The sequence below is a fragment of the Deinococcus puniceus genome (genome assembly GCF_001644565.1).
In the GTDB taxonomy this organism is placed as follows: Bacteria; Deinococcota; Deinococci; order Deinococcales; family Deinococcaceae; genus Deinococcus; species Deinococcus puniceus.
This window is the reverse complement of sequence record NZ_CP011387.1, coordinates 2,088,882-2,103,337: the sequence shown is the minus strand read 5'-3', so window position 1 is coordinate 2,103,337 and position 14,456 is coordinate 2,088,882. Positions and strand designations below refer to the sequence as shown.

15 protein-coding genes are annotated in these 14,456 nt (G+C 61.7%); 6 read left to right on the top strand and 9 right to left on the bottom strand.

Translation table 11 applies throughout. The annotated features are described in order from the left end of the window. Positions 1 to 10: 10 nt before the first annotated feature. The 8 genes from SU48_RS09610 to SU48_RS09570 all read right to left on the bottom strand — a co-directional run bounded on the left by SU48_RS09610 (position 11) and on the right by SU48_RS09570 (position 9,282). Entirely contained in the window at positions 11 to 760 is a 750-nt protein-coding gene (locus tag SU48_RS09610) for an ABC transporter ATP-binding protein (RefSeq protein WP_064015066.1), read from the bottom strand. Beyond that, positions 757 to 1,542 (bottom strand): ABC transporter ATP-binding protein, encoded by a 786-nt coding sequence (locus SU48_RS09605; RefSeq protein WP_064015065.1) that lies wholly within the window; start codon positions 1,540 to 1,542, stop codon positions 757 to 759. Before SU48_RS09605 ends, SU48_RS09610 begins: the two co-directional genes overlap by 4 nt. Further along, the gene (locus SU48_RS09600) at positions 1,539 to 2,477 is read right to left on the bottom strand and encodes a branched-chain amino acid ABC transporter permease (RefSeq protein ID WP_064015064.1); all 939 of its coding nucleotides are present in this window, start codon (positions 2,475 to 2,477) and stop codon (positions 1,539 to 1,541) included. Before SU48_RS09600 ends, SU48_RS09605 begins: the two co-directional genes overlap by 4 nt. Positions 2,478 to 2,636: 159 nt before the next feature. Further along, the gene (locus SU48_RS09595) at positions 2,637 to 3,611 is read right to left on the bottom strand and encodes a branched-chain amino acid ABC transporter permease (RefSeq protein ID WP_064015063.1); all 975 of its coding nucleotides are present in this window, start codon (positions 3,609 to 3,611) and stop codon (positions 2,637 to 2,639) included. Positions 3,612 to 3,764: 153 nt separating this feature from the next. Further along, positions 3,765 to 4,937: an ABC transporter substrate-binding protein gene (locus SU48_RS09590; protein ID WP_064015062.1), complete on the bottom strand. Its 1,173-nt coding sequence runs from the start codon at positions 4,935 to 4,937 to the stop codon at positions 3,765 to 3,767. 179 nt (positions 4,938 to 5,116) lie between these two features. Then, positions 5,117 to 6,826, bottom strand: a complete 1,710-nt coding sequence (locus SU48_RS09585; RefSeq protein ID WP_064015976.1) for a DNA polymerase/3'-5' exonuclease PolX — start codon at positions 6,824 to 6,826, stop codon at positions 5,117 to 5,119. A gap of 16 nt (positions 6,827 to 6,842) precedes the next feature. Beyond that, positions 6,843 to 7,628, bottom strand: coding sequence for a histidinol-phosphatase HisJ family protein (locus SU48_RS09580; protein ID WP_064015061.1), 786 nt, complete (start codon positions 7,626 to 7,628; stop codon positions 6,843 to 6,845). Between the two features lie 634 nt (positions 7,629 to 8,262). Further along, positions 8,263 to 9,282: an MBL fold metallo-hydrolase gene (locus SU48_RS09570; RefSeq protein ID WP_064015059.1), complete on the bottom strand. Its 1,020-nt coding sequence runs from the start codon at positions 9,280 to 9,282 to the stop codon at positions 8,263 to 8,265. Between the two features lie 282 nt (positions 9,283 to 9,564). Here SU48_RS09570 and argF point away from each other — a divergent pair, with 282 nt between their 5' ends. The 6 genes from argF to SU48_RS09540 all read left to right on the top strand — a co-directional run bounded on the left by argF (position 9,565) and on the right by SU48_RS09540 (position 13,661). Beyond that, the gene (argF, locus tag SU48_RS09565; protein ID WP_407919271.1) at positions 9,565 to 10,455 is read left to right on the top strand and encodes an ornithine carbamoyltransferase; all 891 of its coding nucleotides are present in this window, start codon (positions 9,565 to 9,567) and stop codon (positions 10,453 to 10,455) included. A 38-nt stretch (positions 10,456 to 10,493) separates the two neighbouring features. Continuing rightward, complete coding sequence (locus SU48_RS09560) at positions 10,494 to 11,042, top strand: GNAT family N-acetyltransferase (RefSeq protein ID WP_064015057.1); 549 nt, start codon at positions 10,494 to 10,496, stop codon at positions 11,040 to 11,042. Next, positions 11,042 to 11,974, top strand: coding sequence for an N-acetyl-gamma-glutamyl-phosphate reductase (argC, locus tag SU48_RS09555; RefSeq protein ID WP_064015056.1), 933 nt, complete (start codon positions 11,042 to 11,044; stop codon positions 11,972 to 11,974). Before SU48_RS09560 ends, argC begins: the two co-directional genes overlap by 1 nt. Positions 11,975 to 12,006: 32 nt before the next feature. Continuing rightward, positions 12,007 to 12,813 carry a shikimate 5-dehydrogenase gene (locus SU48_RS09550; protein ID WP_231881593.1) on the top strand — a complete coding sequence of 269 codons (807 nt, stop codon included), beginning with the start codon at positions 12,007 to 12,009 and terminating at the stop codon, positions 12,811 to 12,813. 127 nt (positions 12,814 to 12,940) lie between these two features. Then, the gene (locus SU48_RS09545; protein ID WP_157451140.1) at positions 12,941 to 13,219 is read left to right on the top strand and encodes a DUF2171 domain-containing protein; all 279 of its coding nucleotides are present in this window, start codon (positions 12,941 to 12,943) and stop codon (positions 13,217 to 13,219) included. 115 nt (positions 13,220 to 13,334) lie between these two features. Next, positions 13,335 to 13,661, top strand: a complete 327-nt coding sequence (locus SU48_RS09540) for a YegP family protein (protein ID WP_064015974.1) — start codon at positions 13,335 to 13,337, stop codon at positions 13,659 to 13,661. 24 nt (positions 13,662 to 13,685) lie between these two features. Here the strand turns inward: SU48_RS09540 and SU48_RS09535 are convergent, their stop codons facing one another. Further along, positions 13,686 to 14,432: a segregation and condensation protein A gene (locus tag SU48_RS09535; RefSeq protein ID WP_064015054.1), complete on the bottom strand. Its 747-nt coding sequence runs from the start codon at positions 14,430 to 14,432 to the stop codon at positions 13,686 to 13,688. Between the last annotated feature and the right edge of the window lie 24 nt (positions 14,433 to 14,456).

The window sequence follows — 14,456 nt, the reverse complement described above, 5'->3', positions numbered from 1 at the left end:
ACAGGTGGTTTCAGCCGCCCAAGTACGCCTGTAACACGCGCTCATCGCTGACCAGTTCGGCGCTGTTGCCCTGCAACGTCAGTTGGCCCGCGTCCAGCACATAGGTTCGGTTGCTGCTCTGCATCGCCAGCCGCGCATTCTGTTCGACCAGCAAAATGGTCACGCCCTGCGCGTTCAGTTCCCGGATGATGTCGAAGATTTCCCGCACGATGATGGGCGCGAGGCCGAGACTGGGTTCGTCCAGCAGCAGCAGTTTGGGACGGCTCATCAGGGCGCGGGCGATGGCAAGCATCTGCTGTTCGCCGCCCGATAGCGTGCCTGCCATCTGGCTGCGGCGCTCGCCCAAGCGCGGAAATCGGCCATACATCCGGTCTATGTCCGCCTTCACTTCGGCGTTGCTGCGGGTGTAGCCGCCCAACTCTAGGTTGTCCTGCACGCTCTGGCGGGCCAGCACTTGCCGCCCTTCCGGACTCTGCGCGATGCCCAATTTCACGGCTTCGTCGGCGGGCAGGCGGGTAATGTCGCGGCCCATGAAGCTGATGCGGCCTGAAACAGGCTTCAGCAAACGCGACACGGCCCGCAGAGTCGTGGTTTTGCCCGCACCGTTGGCCCCGATCAGGGTCACGACTTCGCCCTCATAGACCACGACGCTCAGGTCGCGCACGGCCTGAATCGCGCCGTAGTTCACGCTCATGTTCTCGATGCTCAGCAGCGGCGTTCCTGTGTTGATTGTTCCCGTAGCCCTTGATGCAGTGGTCATTCTCCCCCCAAATACGCTTCGATGACCTTGGGATCACGCTGCACGCTGGCCGGGTCGCCCATCGCGATCAGTTGCCCAAAGTTCAGCACGGCCACGCGGTCACACAGGTTCATCACCAGCGGCACATGGTGTTCGATGACCATCACGGTCAGGTCGAAGCGGTCACGCACCTCCCGAATAAAGGCGGTCAGACTGCCCTTTTCCGAGGTGTTCATTCCGGCGGCGGGTTCGTCCAGCAGCAGCACGCGGGGTTCGGTGGCGAGTGCGCGGGCGATTTCTAGACGTCTTTGGTCGCCGTAGCTGAAGTTTCCGGCTTCCTCTCCGGCCCGGTCAGACAGGCCCACCAAATCCAGCAACTCCCACGCTCGCCGCTCCACCTGCGCTTCCTCGGCGCGGTTGGCCCCGAAAATGCCGCGCCACAGCCCCGCGTGAGTGCGGGTATGCTGCGCGATTTTCACGTTTTCCAGTGCCGAGAGCGCCTTGAACAGCCGGATATTCTGAAAGGTGCGGCTCATGCCCAGCGCGGCCACCCGGTGCGGCGCGAGGCCCAACACGGGGCGGCCCTCATACATTAAAGTCCCGCTGCTGGGCGGCGTCAGGCCCGTCATCAAGTTAAACAGGGTGGTTTTGCCCGCCCCGTTCGGCCCGATCAGTCCGAAAATTTCGCCCTCGCGCACGTCGAAACTCACGTCGTTGACCGCAATCAGGCCGCCGAAGCGCCGGGTCATGTTGCGGGCTTCCAGCACGGTTCTAGATGTGGGTTGAGGCACGGCAGCAGTCATAGCGTGCCCCCTTTTGCGTCCGGCGCTGGGGCTACTGGCGGGCGGGCCGGAGGCGGCGATTTGCGGAGTTTGCCCAGTGCGCCCACGATGCCTTGGGGCAGATACAAGCTGGCGATGACCAACACGAGGCCGTTGATGACCAAGCGCCAGTCTTGCAAGAAGCGCAGCAGTTCCGGCACGGCAGTCAGGAGTGCGCCGCCCACCACTGGCCCCCACATACTGCGCGAACCGCCGATCAGCACGAAGGCGAGGATGGCAATCGAGGCGTCGAAGGTGCCCTGTTTGGCATTCCACGTGTTCAGGAACGGCGCACTCATAGACCCCACGATGCCCGCGATCACGGCCCCGATGACGAAGGCCAGCACCTTGTATTGGGTCGGCGGTACACCCATCGCGTCGGCAGCCAGCTCGTCTTCCCGAATGGCACGGAAGGCGCGGCCTACACGCGATTTTTGCAGCATGTAGGTGAAGGCCAGCACCAGCGCTAGCAGCGGCCCAAAAATGAGAATGTATTGCCAGCGGTCTTGGAATCCGAAGGCTTGCGGAATGCCGAAAATGCCGATGGCCCCGCCCGTAATAGCCAAATTCAGCGACACAACGCGCAGGATTTCCACAAACGCGATGGTGGCGAGCGCCAAGTAAATACCACGTAACCGCAGTGCCGGAACGCCCACGATCACGCCCGCGAGAGCACACAGCAGGCCCGCCGCCAGCCAAGTCAGCGGAAATATGCCGTTGCCCAGCGCGTCACGCAGGCCCGCGAAGGCCGGATTGGTGAGCATGATGGCGGCCACATACCCGCCCAGCGCATAAAAACCGGGACTGGCGAGGCTCAGTTGCCCAGCCATCAGCGGAAAATACAGGCTGAGGCCCAGCAGTCCGGCCTGAATCAGCGTGACGATCAGGAAGCCGTAGCTTTGCAGAAAGTCGCTCATGGTTGTCCTGCGCGTTGGTCTGAAATCGTGGTTGTTGGTTTGAGTGCTGCCATGCCCGCTTTCCCCCTCTGCTGTGCAGGTTTAAAAGTTCCCACCTCATGCCCGAAGCTTTGAGGCTCAGAACGAAACCAACTCATCGGTGACATGAACATCACTGGATTACACCTTCTGAATCAGGTTGCGGCCCAGCAGTCCTTGTGGGCGCACCAGCAAAATGACGAACAGCAGGGCAAAGGCCACCGCGTCTTTGTAGGCGCTGTATTCGGCGGGTACGAACGCTTCGGCCAGCCCGATGACCAATCCGCCCGCGACTGCACCCGGAATGCTGCCCAGCCCGCCCAGCACGATCACGGCCAGTCCCTTCAGGCCGTACACCACGCCGAAATACGGCCCGGCCACACCAAACGCCGTGCCCACCAACGTCCCCGCCAGCCCGCCCAAAAAGCCCGACAGGAAGAAGGTGATCAGAATAAAGCGGTCTACGCTGATGCCCAGCAGACTCGCGGTGCTGGGGCTTTCGGCCACCGCCCGCAGCGCCTTGCCGACTTTGGTGCGCCCGATCACGTATCCCAGCACGGCCAACATCACCAAACTGACGGCAAAGATGATCAGTTGCACGGTGCGGATGATGACCACCTTGTCACCGATCTGGAAACTCAGCGCGGGCCGAACCTCACCGTAAGCGTCGGAGGGAAAGTTGTAGATTTCCGCGCCCACCAGCAATTGAATCAGGTTCACGATGACCAGGGCCACACCGAGGCTGCTGACCAACGCCAACAGCGGATCAGCGCCGCGTGAGCGCATGGGCCGGAAGGCCAGCCGCTCAATCAGTACGGCAACCGCCCCCGCCGCACACGCGCCCAGAATCGTCGCCAGCCCGAACATCACTGCGCTGCCCGAAAAAGGCGAGCCGTCTGGGAAAATGTTGATCCCTTTAAGCAACCCGTTGTTTTCGAACTGGCCCACCGCCAATGTATAGGTAAAGTACGCGCCCAGAGTAAACACGGCCCCGTGTGCAAAGTTGATGATGCCCAAGATAGAAAAGACCAACGTATAGCCCAGTGCGAAAATGGCATAGACACTGCCAATCGCCAGCCCGTTCATCAGGTTTTGTACAAATGAACTCAGTTCCATAGCTCTCCTCGCGGGCGTACCAAAGGCGACGCGTTCAGTCCAGACATTTAATCGACCCTTTCAACTCACACATTCAGTCAACATCTCGCCGCCCACATTCAGCCCTAGTTTTGCTGAATGTGGGCGGCGTTAAAGGTCTAGGTCAGTTCGGCCTTATTTCAAGAAGACAAACGAGCCAGTCTTGGCGTCTTTCATCTTGATCTGGGCCACGTAGAAGTCTTTTTGCACCACTTCGCCCTCTTTGTCGAAAGAAATCAGGCCCAGCGGCGTATTGTATTTGCCCGCCAGAATCTGCTTGTTCAATTCGACGCGCAAGTCGCCCAAGTCCCAAGTGCCGATCTTCTTCTTGCGGTCTACGGCGCGGAGAGCTTCCACGAACACTTGCACGCCCGCGTAAGCCTGCGCGGCAAACTGCGGGGGGTCTTTCTTGTACTGGGCGCGGTATTCCTTCACGAACACCTGATTGGCGGCGCTCGGCTGCGAGGGGCTGTAGGCCTGCGCGATGATCACGCCGTCGCAGAGTTTCTGGCACACGGGGAACATGTTGGAGGTGTTCAGGCCGTTGCCGCCAATGATCAGGCCCTTATACCCCAACTGCCGGAGCTGCTTCACGAGGTTGCCGCCGTCGGCTGCGAGGCCCGACACGATGGCGAGGTCTACGTCGGCGTTCAGGACTGCCGTGACCTGCGTGGTGAAATCGGTGTCGGTGGTCTGGAATTTTTGCAGCGTGCTGACCGTCAGGCCCTGTGCTTTCACAGTTTCCTGAAAAGTTCCGGTTTCGCTGACCGAGAAAGCGTCGTTTTGGGCGTACAGCACGGCCACTTTCTTAATTTTAGGATCAAGCCGGAGTGCCGTGCGAATGGCGTTGGGGGCCACGACGGCCACCGGAGCCGACACGCGCGCAATGTAGTTGCCGATCTGCGGCACGCCCTTGGCGGTGTTGCTTGGCCCCAGCACAGGCACCTTGGCGCGGTCTGCAATCGGATCGGCGGCAAAGGCCTGCTGAGACAGGGTTGGCCCCACGATACCCACCACGTTTTCCTTGGTGATCAGGTTCTGAAAGGCGTTGATGGCGCTGTTTTCATCGCCTGCCGCATCCTGAAACACCAGCTTGAAGGGCGTACCGTTGATGCCGCCGCGTGCGTTCAGGAACTTCTCGGCAAATCTGGCCCCGATGACCTGCTCTTGGCCCAGCAGCGCCGTATTGCTGGTTTGCGCGACGGCTACCCCGATGGGCACGGGGCTTTCTACTTTCTGTGCAAAGGCGAGGCTGGCCGTAATAGCCAGTACGGCGGCGGCAGAAACCTTGAGCTTGGTTCGGTTCATGTGTATGCCTCCTGCACAACCCTCCACACAGGCAAGGTTGGACACGCACGTACCTCAAGAGTTCCTTAAAGGTACGTTGGTTTTAAGATGCGTTCACTATGGTTGCAGACTCGGCTTAAGTCAAGCCAGAACGCACAAAAGGAGGCCGAATGGCAACATTGGCCACAGGTTGAGACGCCTCATGAAGCCCGCGCCGCCCGCTGCCGAGCCACGAAAGCCAAGAAGTCGGCCTGCCCCAGCGTATTGACCACCTGTGCCGGAGTCAGTCCAGCTTTGCGGGCTACTGCCACGCCGTAGCGGGTGTCGGCCAAGCCGCCGGGAACGTGTGCGTCGGTATTGATGGCAAACGTCAGGCGCTCCCGCCAGCGCAGCACGTCGCGCCAGTCCAGATCGAGGCGGTAGGCGTTGGCATTGATTTCGACGACTGTGCCGTTGGCCTCACACGCGCCCAGCACAGCATCCAGATCCATCGCGTACCCCGGACGGCGCAGCAGCAGGCGGCCTGTGGGGTGGCCCAGCACCGTAATCAGGGGGTGAGAGGCGGCCCGCACCAGCCGTTCGGTTTGCCGCGCCGCGTCCATCGTAAACAGGCTGTGCACGCTGCCTACCACGTAATCCAGCGCCGCCAACTCATCATCGGGGTAGTCCAGCGAGCCGTCGTCCAGAATGTCCACTTCCGCCCCGGCGATCACGGGGACGCCCGCCGCCTGCAACTCGCGCACCTCCTGAATGTGCGCCCGCAGCCGCTCTAGGCTCATGCCGTTCGCGTAGTGCGCCGCCCGCGAGTGGTCACCTGTGCCCAAAAACTCGTGGCCCAGCTTCACCGCTGCCGCCGCCATCTCGCGCACCGAGGCGGCCCCGTCTGACCAAGTGGAATGGGTGTGGATCATGCCCCGCAAGTCGGCCACCGTGACCAGTTCAGCGGGGGCAGGCAGCGTTTGCCAGATCAGGTCGTGTTCGGGTTCGCGGTACTCGGCAGGCCGCAGGGTCAGGCCCAATTCGCGGGCTACGTCCAATTCTGTAGGCGTGACAACCAACTCACCACCGCGCATCAGCCCCCGCCCACTGAGATCGAAGCCTTTGGCAGCAGCCTTGGCCCGCAGTTCTTCCCGGTACGCCGTGCCGCCGCCCATCATCAGATCCAGTGCGCCGCGTGCCTCGGCGGTGCTATAGGCGATTTCTACAGGCACGCCGTCTACCCGCCCACTCAACAGCGGCTTGGTGCCAACGGGGGAGAGGGCTTCCACCCAGTTGCCCACCCGCGCCGTCACTTCTTCGGGCGTGGCGGTGACGGTTACGCGGGCGCTGTGAACCGTATCTAGCCCGCGCCGCACGTCGCCGGATATGCGGGCGCCCAAGTCGTGCAGGCGGGCAGCCAACGCCTCGGCCACATCCAGCCCGGTGCTGAGGTGCTGGCGTTCCTGTGCGGCCAATGCAAAATCCACCGCCGCCAGAATCGCGGCGGCACTTTTGGCCCCAAAGCCTTTCAGAGCCGCGAGTTGCCCGTTGTGCGCCGCTTCCCGCAAGCTTTCCAGCGAGTCGGTTCCGGCGTCCCAGAGGGCGCGAATCTTCTTCGGCCCCAGCCCCCGCACCCGGAACAGACCCAGCACTCCCGGCGGAACCTGACTGGCGGCGTCCTCCAGCGGTGCAAAGGTGCCGCACTCGGCGTAGGCCACCAGTTCGGCGGCAATACTTTTGCCCACTTTCGGCACACCTGCGAAGCCAGCGGCCACCAGCTCGGCGGCGTCGGTGTCCAGCGCCTCTAGGCTGCGGGCCGCGCTCCGGTAGGCGTTGGCCCGGAACACTTCTTGGCCCAGCAGCTCTAGCAGATCGGCTGTGGTTTTCAGTACGTTCGCCAGTTGCTTGCGGTTCACTCCGACTTCGGCCATTTCGGACTCATGCACGTTAGCCATGTCGCACCCTTCCCGCGTAGTTCACCACGCGGCCCCCCACATCATGAATCTGCTTGAGGGCGTCGGTAAAGCGGGAGCCGACTTCCTGCGGCCTGTGCGCGTCGCTGCCCAGCACGAAGCCGATGCCCCGGTCTGCGGCGGCGCGGGTCAGATCGGGGGCCGGGTAGGCTTCGCGCACGGGTTTTCTCCAACCTGCCGTATTGAAATCGAGGCTCAAGCCGCGCTCGGCCACCACGTCCAGCGCGTGCAGGGCCGCATACCCGTCGGGGTCACGGTGCCCGAATTTTTTGGGCAAATCCAAGTGCCCCAGCGCGTCAAACAGCCCCGTGCGGGCCGCGCCTTCTATCAGCGTGTAGTAGTGGCGGTAAATACTGCCCAAGTCGCGGGCGTCGTACTCGGCCACAAACTCCGGATTGTCGAAGCCCCACGCGCCGATGTAATGCACGCTGCCGATCACGTAATCCCAAGTGTGCGCCTCCAGCACGCCTTCCACAAAGCGTTCGGTGCCGGGATGATAGTCGGCCTCCAGCCCCAGCCGCACTTCCAGCCGCCCCGCAAAGGCTTCGCGGGCGGCCAGCACACTGTCTCTGTACTCCTGCAACTGATCCAGCCGCATGCGCCAAGGCGCGTCGTACCACGCGGGCATGGGCATATGATCGGTAAAACAGACCCCGCTGAGGCCCGCGTCCAGCGCCGCCTGCGCGTACTCGGTGGGCGTGCCTGCCGCGTGCCCACACAGCGGCGTGTGCATATGCGAATCGAAGAGGGCGAGCGTCATGGGAACTAGGGTAGCGCAGATGATTTTGGAGTGGTTGCAAAACGGGAGACGCCGAACAGAGCTTTATGGGCTTCGGTTCGGCATCTGTGCTGAGAATGAACTGAATACTTACTGGCTGGGAACTCTGGTTAACATTCCCAAGAGTAGAAACATGCCCACAGCGCCCATATATTGGAGCCTCAGAAGCCTCTCTTTTTTGAAGGGATGTTCAAATTGAGCAAGAAGCTTAATGAAAGGCAAACTCAATAATGAAACGAAATAGATTTCGGGCCGAATGCCAAAAATATATAATTCTTGAATCCTAAAGCAATTTACGTAATCTTCTGCCGTCTTGAATTCGGAAGAGATACAAGGATAATTGTCTTGAAAATTAAACCTAATTGCGAGATACACCGCGACTGAAAATATTAACGATACTATCGCCTGAGTATTGGTTCGGGAGATAATGCAGAGTACCGTGAAGACTGAAAGCGGAATAAGAATTGTTACGCCGATGTAGTTTGGGCCTGTCGACATCTACTCTATGACCTCAGATGCAGAACAATGCACGGTGTACTCCTGCTTCAAAATCGATGACCGATATGTCAGTCGCATGGCGGCACGATACACCATTTGCCCTCTGAATTCCTTTGGATTAGCTCTCCTCAGCAGCATCCCTCAGCCACCCCGCCGGAAAATCAGTAGCCGGAAAGATAGCCCGAGCTGCGGCCAGAAATTCGGGCCAACGCTCCGGGCGGTAGCGGCGGGAGAGGTGCAGCAACACCAATTGTTCCACGCCTACCGCTGCTGCCAGTGCCGCGCCCTGCTCTACGGTGGTGTGCTGGTGCCGCTCGGCCAGCGGCGCGTCTTCGGGCAGATACTGCGCCTCTAAGTACAGCGTCTGCACGCCCGCCAACTTGGGGGCCAATCGCTCCTGTTCGGCGGGTGTCAGCACAAAGTCGGTGAGGTAGGCGAAACTTTGCCCCGGCGTCTGCTCCAGTAACTGCGCTTTGAGGGCGGCGGCGTCGTGTGGCACGCCATTCACATCTAGCATCCCCTCCGCCCCCGCCTTAAGCTGCGCCAGCCACGCGCCCGGTTTCAGGCCCAGTTCGGCCAGTTTGCCCGTGTTCACCGTGACCCGGCCCGCCTCGCGCACCACGTAGCCGAGGCTGACGCCGTGATGGTGCAGGGGCAAGGCTTCCACGCTGAACTGCGGCGTATTCAGGATCAGGCCGTCGTGCGCCTGCTGGCCCTCGTCGTGGGCGACCTCAAACGCTTCGTTGGCCTCGAAGCGGTAGGAGTGAATGTGGTTATGGTGGACATCGTGAACGTGCCACACGCCGCTCAGTTCGGGGGCATGGTTCCACCAGTAGCCCCGGAAGCGGTGAGACAGAATGCGGGCCGTTCCCGGTGGCCCCCACACCTGATTCCCCGCTGTGGCCGCCGCTGGACGATCGAAAATGGCCCGAAACAGCGTGTCGAATCCGCCCACATGATCCATGTGCAGATGCGAAAACAGCACGGCGTCTACGGCTTGAAGCTGGCTGAACGGCACGGCGTCCAGCGTGCCCGCACCGCAGTCCAGCAGCAAGCGGGTTTGGCCCTGCCCAGCGTCCAGCGTGGCCCACAGCGCATTGTCTTCGGCGGGGCGGCCCAATACATCAACCTTCAACATGGCGTTACCCTAGCGGCCTACAGGGGAGAGGGGCTATGGGCCAGATCGCTTAAGCTCGTCACTTGCCTGCAACTAAATGCAGCCAGATTGCATAATCTTCCTGTATACTCTCCGCCTATGCCGAAGGACAGCAAGGCCACCACCACTCCGAAACAAGCGGGCAAAACAGGCAAAAAGGCGGCGGCCCAAGCGGTTGCTCAAGCCTCCGCGCCATTCCTGCACACGCCCGAAACGCTTCCCGCCCCCGTGCTGGCAGGCCGCGACTTCCTCAGCAATTTGGATATGAGTGCGGCAGAACTGCGCGGGGTGATGGACACCGCCCATTCTATGCGCCGGGGCGAGTGGCGCGGCGTGAAACCGCTGGCGGGCCTCAGCATAGCGCTGGTGTTCGAGAAGGCCAGTTTGCGAACCCGCACCACCTTCGACGTGGGCATGTACCAACTGGGCGGGCACGCGATTACGCTCAGCAACGCCGAAATTGGCCTCGGCACCCGCGAGCGCGTGTCGGATGTGGCCCGCAACCTAGAACGCTGGGTAGACGGCGTGATGGGCCGCGTATACCTGCAACAAACCTTGCATGAACTTGCAGACCACGCCTCCATCCCCATCATCAACGGCCTGTCGGACATGCTGCACCCGGCGCAACTGTTGGCCGATTACCAGACCATCGAGCAGGAATTTGGCACCGATCTGACGGGCAGGCGCGTGGTGTACATCGGGGACGGCAACAACCTCGCCAACAGCCACATTCACATGGGCATTTTGACGGGCACAGAGGTCACTATCGTAACTCCGGTGGGCTACGAACCCAACGGCGCGGTGCTGATGGACGCCGTGAAGCGCGGCGCGAACGTGACCCTGACCAACGATCTGGGGGCCATCGCGGGCGCAGACGTGCTGTACACCGATGTCTGGATCAGCATGGGGCAGGAAGCCGAAGCCGACATTCGCCGCCGCGCTTTTCAGGGCTATCAGGTCACGCCGCAAATGCTGGATACGCTCGCGCCACACGGCATTTTCCTGCATTGCCTGCCCGCCCACTACGGCGAGGAAACCGTGCCGGAAGCCACCGAACACCCCAAGAGCCGCGTGTTCGATCAGGCCGAAAACCGTCTGCACGCGCAGAAGGCGTTGATGTATCACCTGCTGGGCGCGACCAAACCGCGTTGGTAAGAGCCTGAATGAAGCTCCGGCTTGATACGCTGCCCCACATGCCCCGCGCCGCCCTGTCTCGTTTGATGCTGCGCCCTTTTACCCGCGCCGACGCCCCGGCCCTCTGCGCTTACCGCAACGATCCCGCTGTAGCCCGCTATCAGGGCTGGAATTTGCCCTATGCACTGGCCGATGCCGAAGCCCTGATAACCCAGATGCAGGGGCGCACATTGGGGCAAGATGGCTGGACGCAAGTGGCCTTTGCAGACGCGACAAGCGGCAAACTGCTGGGAGATTTCGCGGTGCGCGGCATGGGCCAGCAAGCCGAATTGGGCGTCACGCTGGCCCCCACTGCACAGGGGCGCGGCCTCGCGTCAGAGGGGCTGAGGCTGGTGCTTGGGCAGATCTTTGGTTCACTGGGGCTGCACCGCGTCTATGCCAGCATCGATCCACGCAATCAGGCTGCTGCTGCCCTGCTGCTCCGGGCAGGATTCAGGCATGAAGGGACGACGCGCCAAAGCTACTGGCACCGGGGAGAATGGACAGACGACGCGACTTATGGCCTGCTGTACAGCGAGTGGCAAGCACAAACCCCGCAGGAGAAATGATGACATCCACCCCTCTACCCACCATTTTTATAGACGGCGAGGCCGGAACGACGGGCCTGCAAATTCGGCAACGGTTGGCAGGCCGCACCGATCTGGAAGTGCTGAGCATCGACCCGGCCCGCCGAAAAGACCCGCAGGCCCGCGCCGAACTCCTCAACGCCGCCGATCTGAGCATTCTGTGCCTGCACGATGATGCCGCCCGCGAAGCTGTGACACTGACCACCAACCCGCACGCCCGCCTGCTGGATGCCAGCACCGCGCACCGGGTAGACGCGGGCTGGGCGTTCGGGTTTCCAGAACTGAACGCGGGGCAGGCTGAACAGATTCGCGCGGCCCGCTTCGTCTCCAATCCCGGCTGCTACAGCACGGGCGCGATTGCTTTGCTTGCGCCCCTCACGGCGTCGGGCCTGTTGCCTGCTCACCATCTGGTGAATATTCAGGGTTACAGCGGTTACAGCGGTGGGGGCCGCGCCCTTGTCGACGCACACGAGCAGAGCCAGCCTCACGCCATGCGCGGCGAGTTCCTAAGCTACGGCTTAGGGCTAGACCACAAGCACATTCCCGAAATGATGCGCTACGGCGGCCTGACCCGCACCCCCATTTTTGTGCCGAACGTGGGCGCGTGGGCGCAGGGCATGACCGTCACCATCCCGCTGCATTTGGAGGAATTGGGCGTTAGCGCAGAGCAGATGTATACCGCGCTGGCCGACCATTACGCGGGCCAAACATTTGTACGGGTCACGCCGCCCGCCGAGAATCCGGCAATTCTAGACCCGCAAACGCTGAACGGCACGAATGATCTGGAATTGTTCGTGTACGCCAGCAGCGACGGAAGCCGCGTCTTGCTGGCCGCCCGCCTCGACAACTTGGGCAAAGGGGCCAGCGGAGCCGCCGTGCAAAACCTGAATCTGATGCTTGGGCTGGCTGGATGAAACCACCAATCAACAAAGACACGCGGCTTTGCATGAGCTTGTCAGGCCGCCCCGGCAATTTCGGCACACGTTTTCACAACTATCTGTACGAGGCGCTGGGGCTGGATTTTCTGTATAAAGCGTTCACCACCACCGATCTTCCCGCCGCCATCGCCGGAATCCGGGCGCTGGGCATTCGCGGCTGCGCGGTGTCTATGCCCTTCAAGGAAGCCTGCATTCCGTATCTGGATAGGCTGGATGCGTCGGCTGCCGTGCTGCAATCGGTGAATACCATCGTGAATGAGGGCGGCGTGCTGTACGCCTACAACACCGATTATCTGGCGGTGCGGCAGTTATTGGCGCAGCACCGGGTTGATCCAGCCCTGCGCTTTGTGTTGCGCGGCAGCGGCGGCATGGCGCGGGCGGTGGCCTTCGCCCTGCGCGACGCTGGATTTGCGTCCGGTACGATTCTGGCGAGAAACGAAGCGGCGGGGCAAGCGTTGGCTCATGATTTGGGGAGTCAGAACTGCGGCTTCATCTGGCAGCCCGAACACTGGCAACCGCAACCTCAAGAAGCCCAAATGCTGATCAACGTGACCCCGATTGGCATGGCGGGAGGCCCGGAAGCGGCGGCATTGGCCTTTGCCCCGGCCCAAATTGCTCAGGCTCAGGCGGTCATGGATGTCGTCGCCTCTCCCGCCGAAACGCCGCTGATTCGGGCTGCCCGTGCAGAGGGTAAACCCGTGATTACTGGGGCAGAAGTGATCGAGTTGCAAGCCTTAGAACAGTTCGTGCTGTATACGGGCGTGCGTCCCAGCGCGGCGCAGGTGCAGGCCGCCGCCGCTTTCGCCCGACTCTGAGCTGGCCCCAGCGTCAGCCTTTCGTCAGACAAGCATCAGCGGGCCTTCGCCGCCTGCTCATGCCTGTCCCACCTGCAAGGCGTCCCATAAGAACACCGCGCCAACACGGGCGAAACTGGGGGTTCTTATGACCGGAAACGACCAAGCCATGACCGACAGCGATCTGCAAACCCTCGACGACAAGGCGATGGAAAGCCTGCGGGCACAGATCACCGAGCACCTGCAAGTGAAGGACATCAACGGCGAGCATGTGGGCACGGTAGACCACCTTGACGGCGATCAGATCAAGCTGACCAAAAGCGGCAGCCCCGATGGTCAGCACCATTACGTCAGCCTCAGCGACGTGCGGAGCGCCGATGAAGTCGCTGTGTACCTCAGCAAAACACGCGAAGAAGTGATGGCTTAAAGTTTAAGCGGCGATTTTCAGCGCAAGTGGGGGGCAACAGCGGGTGTGTTGCTCCCGCAGTTTTGTCTAAAAGATGTAGAGTAAGAAAAATCACATCTTGAAAAGGGGCGAAATCATGGCTGGAAAGTTTGTAGTGAAGCGCAGCGGCGATCAGTTTATGTTCAACTTGCACGCGGGCAACAGCCAGATCGTGCTGACCAGCGAGCGCTACACGGCCAAAGCTGGGGCCATGAACGGCGTGGAATCGGTGCAGACCAACGCCGCCGACAGCACGCGTTTTGTACTCAGCGACAGCGGCCTACGCTTCAGCCTCACGGCCCGCAACGGGCAGGTCATCGGCACCAGCGAAACCTATTCCAGCGAAAGTGCCGCCCGCGCAGGCATGGACGCCGTGACCCGCGCTGCGGAAGGGGCCACGGTAGACGACCAGACTCAGGACTGAGGGCCTTGTACTCCAGTCCCTAGATCAGCCCTCTTCTAAGTGCGACGTGATCAGGATTTCTCCGTTCACGTCGTCTTGCTGCACGCTGAAGTTGCCCTCTTTGACGCCTTCCAGCAGGGCGGCGAAGTAGGTGGTCTGCTCGCCCCAGTTCTGCGCCGGAATGCCCCGAAAGGTGAAGGTTCGCAGCCGAGTTCCGAAAGCCCGTAACGCACCCAGGGCGTCGGCCAGCGTCAGGCGTTCACGCGAGAGCAGCGGCACGTCTACCTGTCGCACGGCATTGTGGGCGGCCCGCACCAATTTGCTGAGGCTGCCCGCCGGATTGCGTGGGCGTTCCCGGCGGGGCAGGATCACGGGGACGGCGCGGGCGGCGATCAGTCCTTCCCGCTCGCGCCTCCGCGCTGATAAAAAGCCCACCAGCGCGTCTAATTCCGCTAAAGCTTCTACACCTTCCACCAGCTCATCCAGCAGATCGTCGGGCCAGCTTTCCTCGGTGGCTTCAGGCTGAAGTTGGGGCAGCAGCAAGCGGGCTTTGAGGGCAATTACGCTGGCTAAAGTGGGTAGCAAGTCGGGCTGAGCGTCGGCATACAGCGCACCAAAGCCTTGTGCCCAAGCCAACACTTCCCGTGTGAGGGACAGCAGCGGCACTTCGGGCGGCAGCACCCGGCCAGAGCGCAGGGCCGAGGCCAGTTCTGCCAGCGTGCCCGAAAAACAGGGCAGTTGCACAGCAAAACTGGTCTGAGGAGCGGGGGCCAGAGCTACAGCCGTTCCCACACCCTACCGCCCACGTCCCACATT

Bases quoted from the DNA above. Each gene is read 5' to 3' on its own strand.
- SU48_RS09580 (WP_064015061.1), bottom strand. From the start codon at position 7,628: ATGACGCTCGCCCTCTTCGATTCGCATATGCACACGCCGCTGTGTGGG.
- SU48_RS09540 (WP_064015974.1), top strand. From the start codon at position 13,335: ATGGCTGGAAAGTTTGTAGTGAAGCGCAGCGGCGATCAGTTTATGTTC.
- argC (WP_064015056.1), top strand. From the start codon at position 11,042: ATGACATCCACCCCTCTACCCACCATTTTTATAGACGGCGAGGCCGGA.
- argF (WP_407919271.1), top strand. From the start codon at position 9,565: ATGAGTGCGGCAGAACTGCGCGGGGTGATGGACACCGCCCATTCTATG.
- SU48_RS09600 (WP_064015064.1), bottom strand. From the start codon at position 2,477: ATGAGCGACTTTCTGCAAAGCTACGGCTTCCTGATCGTCACGCTGATT.
- SU48_RS09545 (WP_157451140.1), top strand. From the start codon at position 12,941: ATGACCGGAAACGACCAAGCCATGACCGACAGCGATCTGCAAACCCTC.
- SU48_RS09560 (WP_064015057.1), top strand. From the start codon at position 10,494: ATGCCCCGCGCCGCCCTGTCTCGTTTGATGCTGCGCCCTTTTACCCGC.
- SU48_RS09605 (WP_064015065.1), bottom strand. From the start codon at position 1,542: ATGACTGCTGCCGTGCCTCAACCCACATCTAGAACCGTGCTGGAAGCC.
- SU48_RS09570 (WP_064015059.1), bottom strand. From the start codon at position 9,282: ATGTTGAAGGTTGATGTATTGGGCCGCCCCGCCGAAGACAATGCGCTG.
- SU48_RS09550 (WP_231881593.1), top strand. From the start codon at position 12,007: ATGAGCTTGTCAGGCCGCCCCGGCAATTTCGGCACACGTTTTCACAAC.
- SU48_RS09585 (WP_064015976.1), bottom strand. From the start codon at position 6,826: ATGGCCGAAGTCGGAGTGAACCGCAAGCAACTGGCGAACGTACTGAAA.
- SU48_RS09595 (WP_064015063.1), bottom strand. From the start codon at position 3,611: ATGGAACTGAGTTCATTTGTACAAAACCTGATGAACGGGCTGGCGATT.
- SU48_RS09610 (WP_064015066.1), bottom strand. From the start codon at position 760: ATGACCACTGCATCAAGGGCTACGGGAACAATCAACACAGGAACGCCG.
- SU48_RS09590 (WP_064015062.1), bottom strand. From the start codon at position 4,937: ATGAACCGAACCAAGCTCAAGGTTTCTGCCGCCGCCGTACTGGCTATT.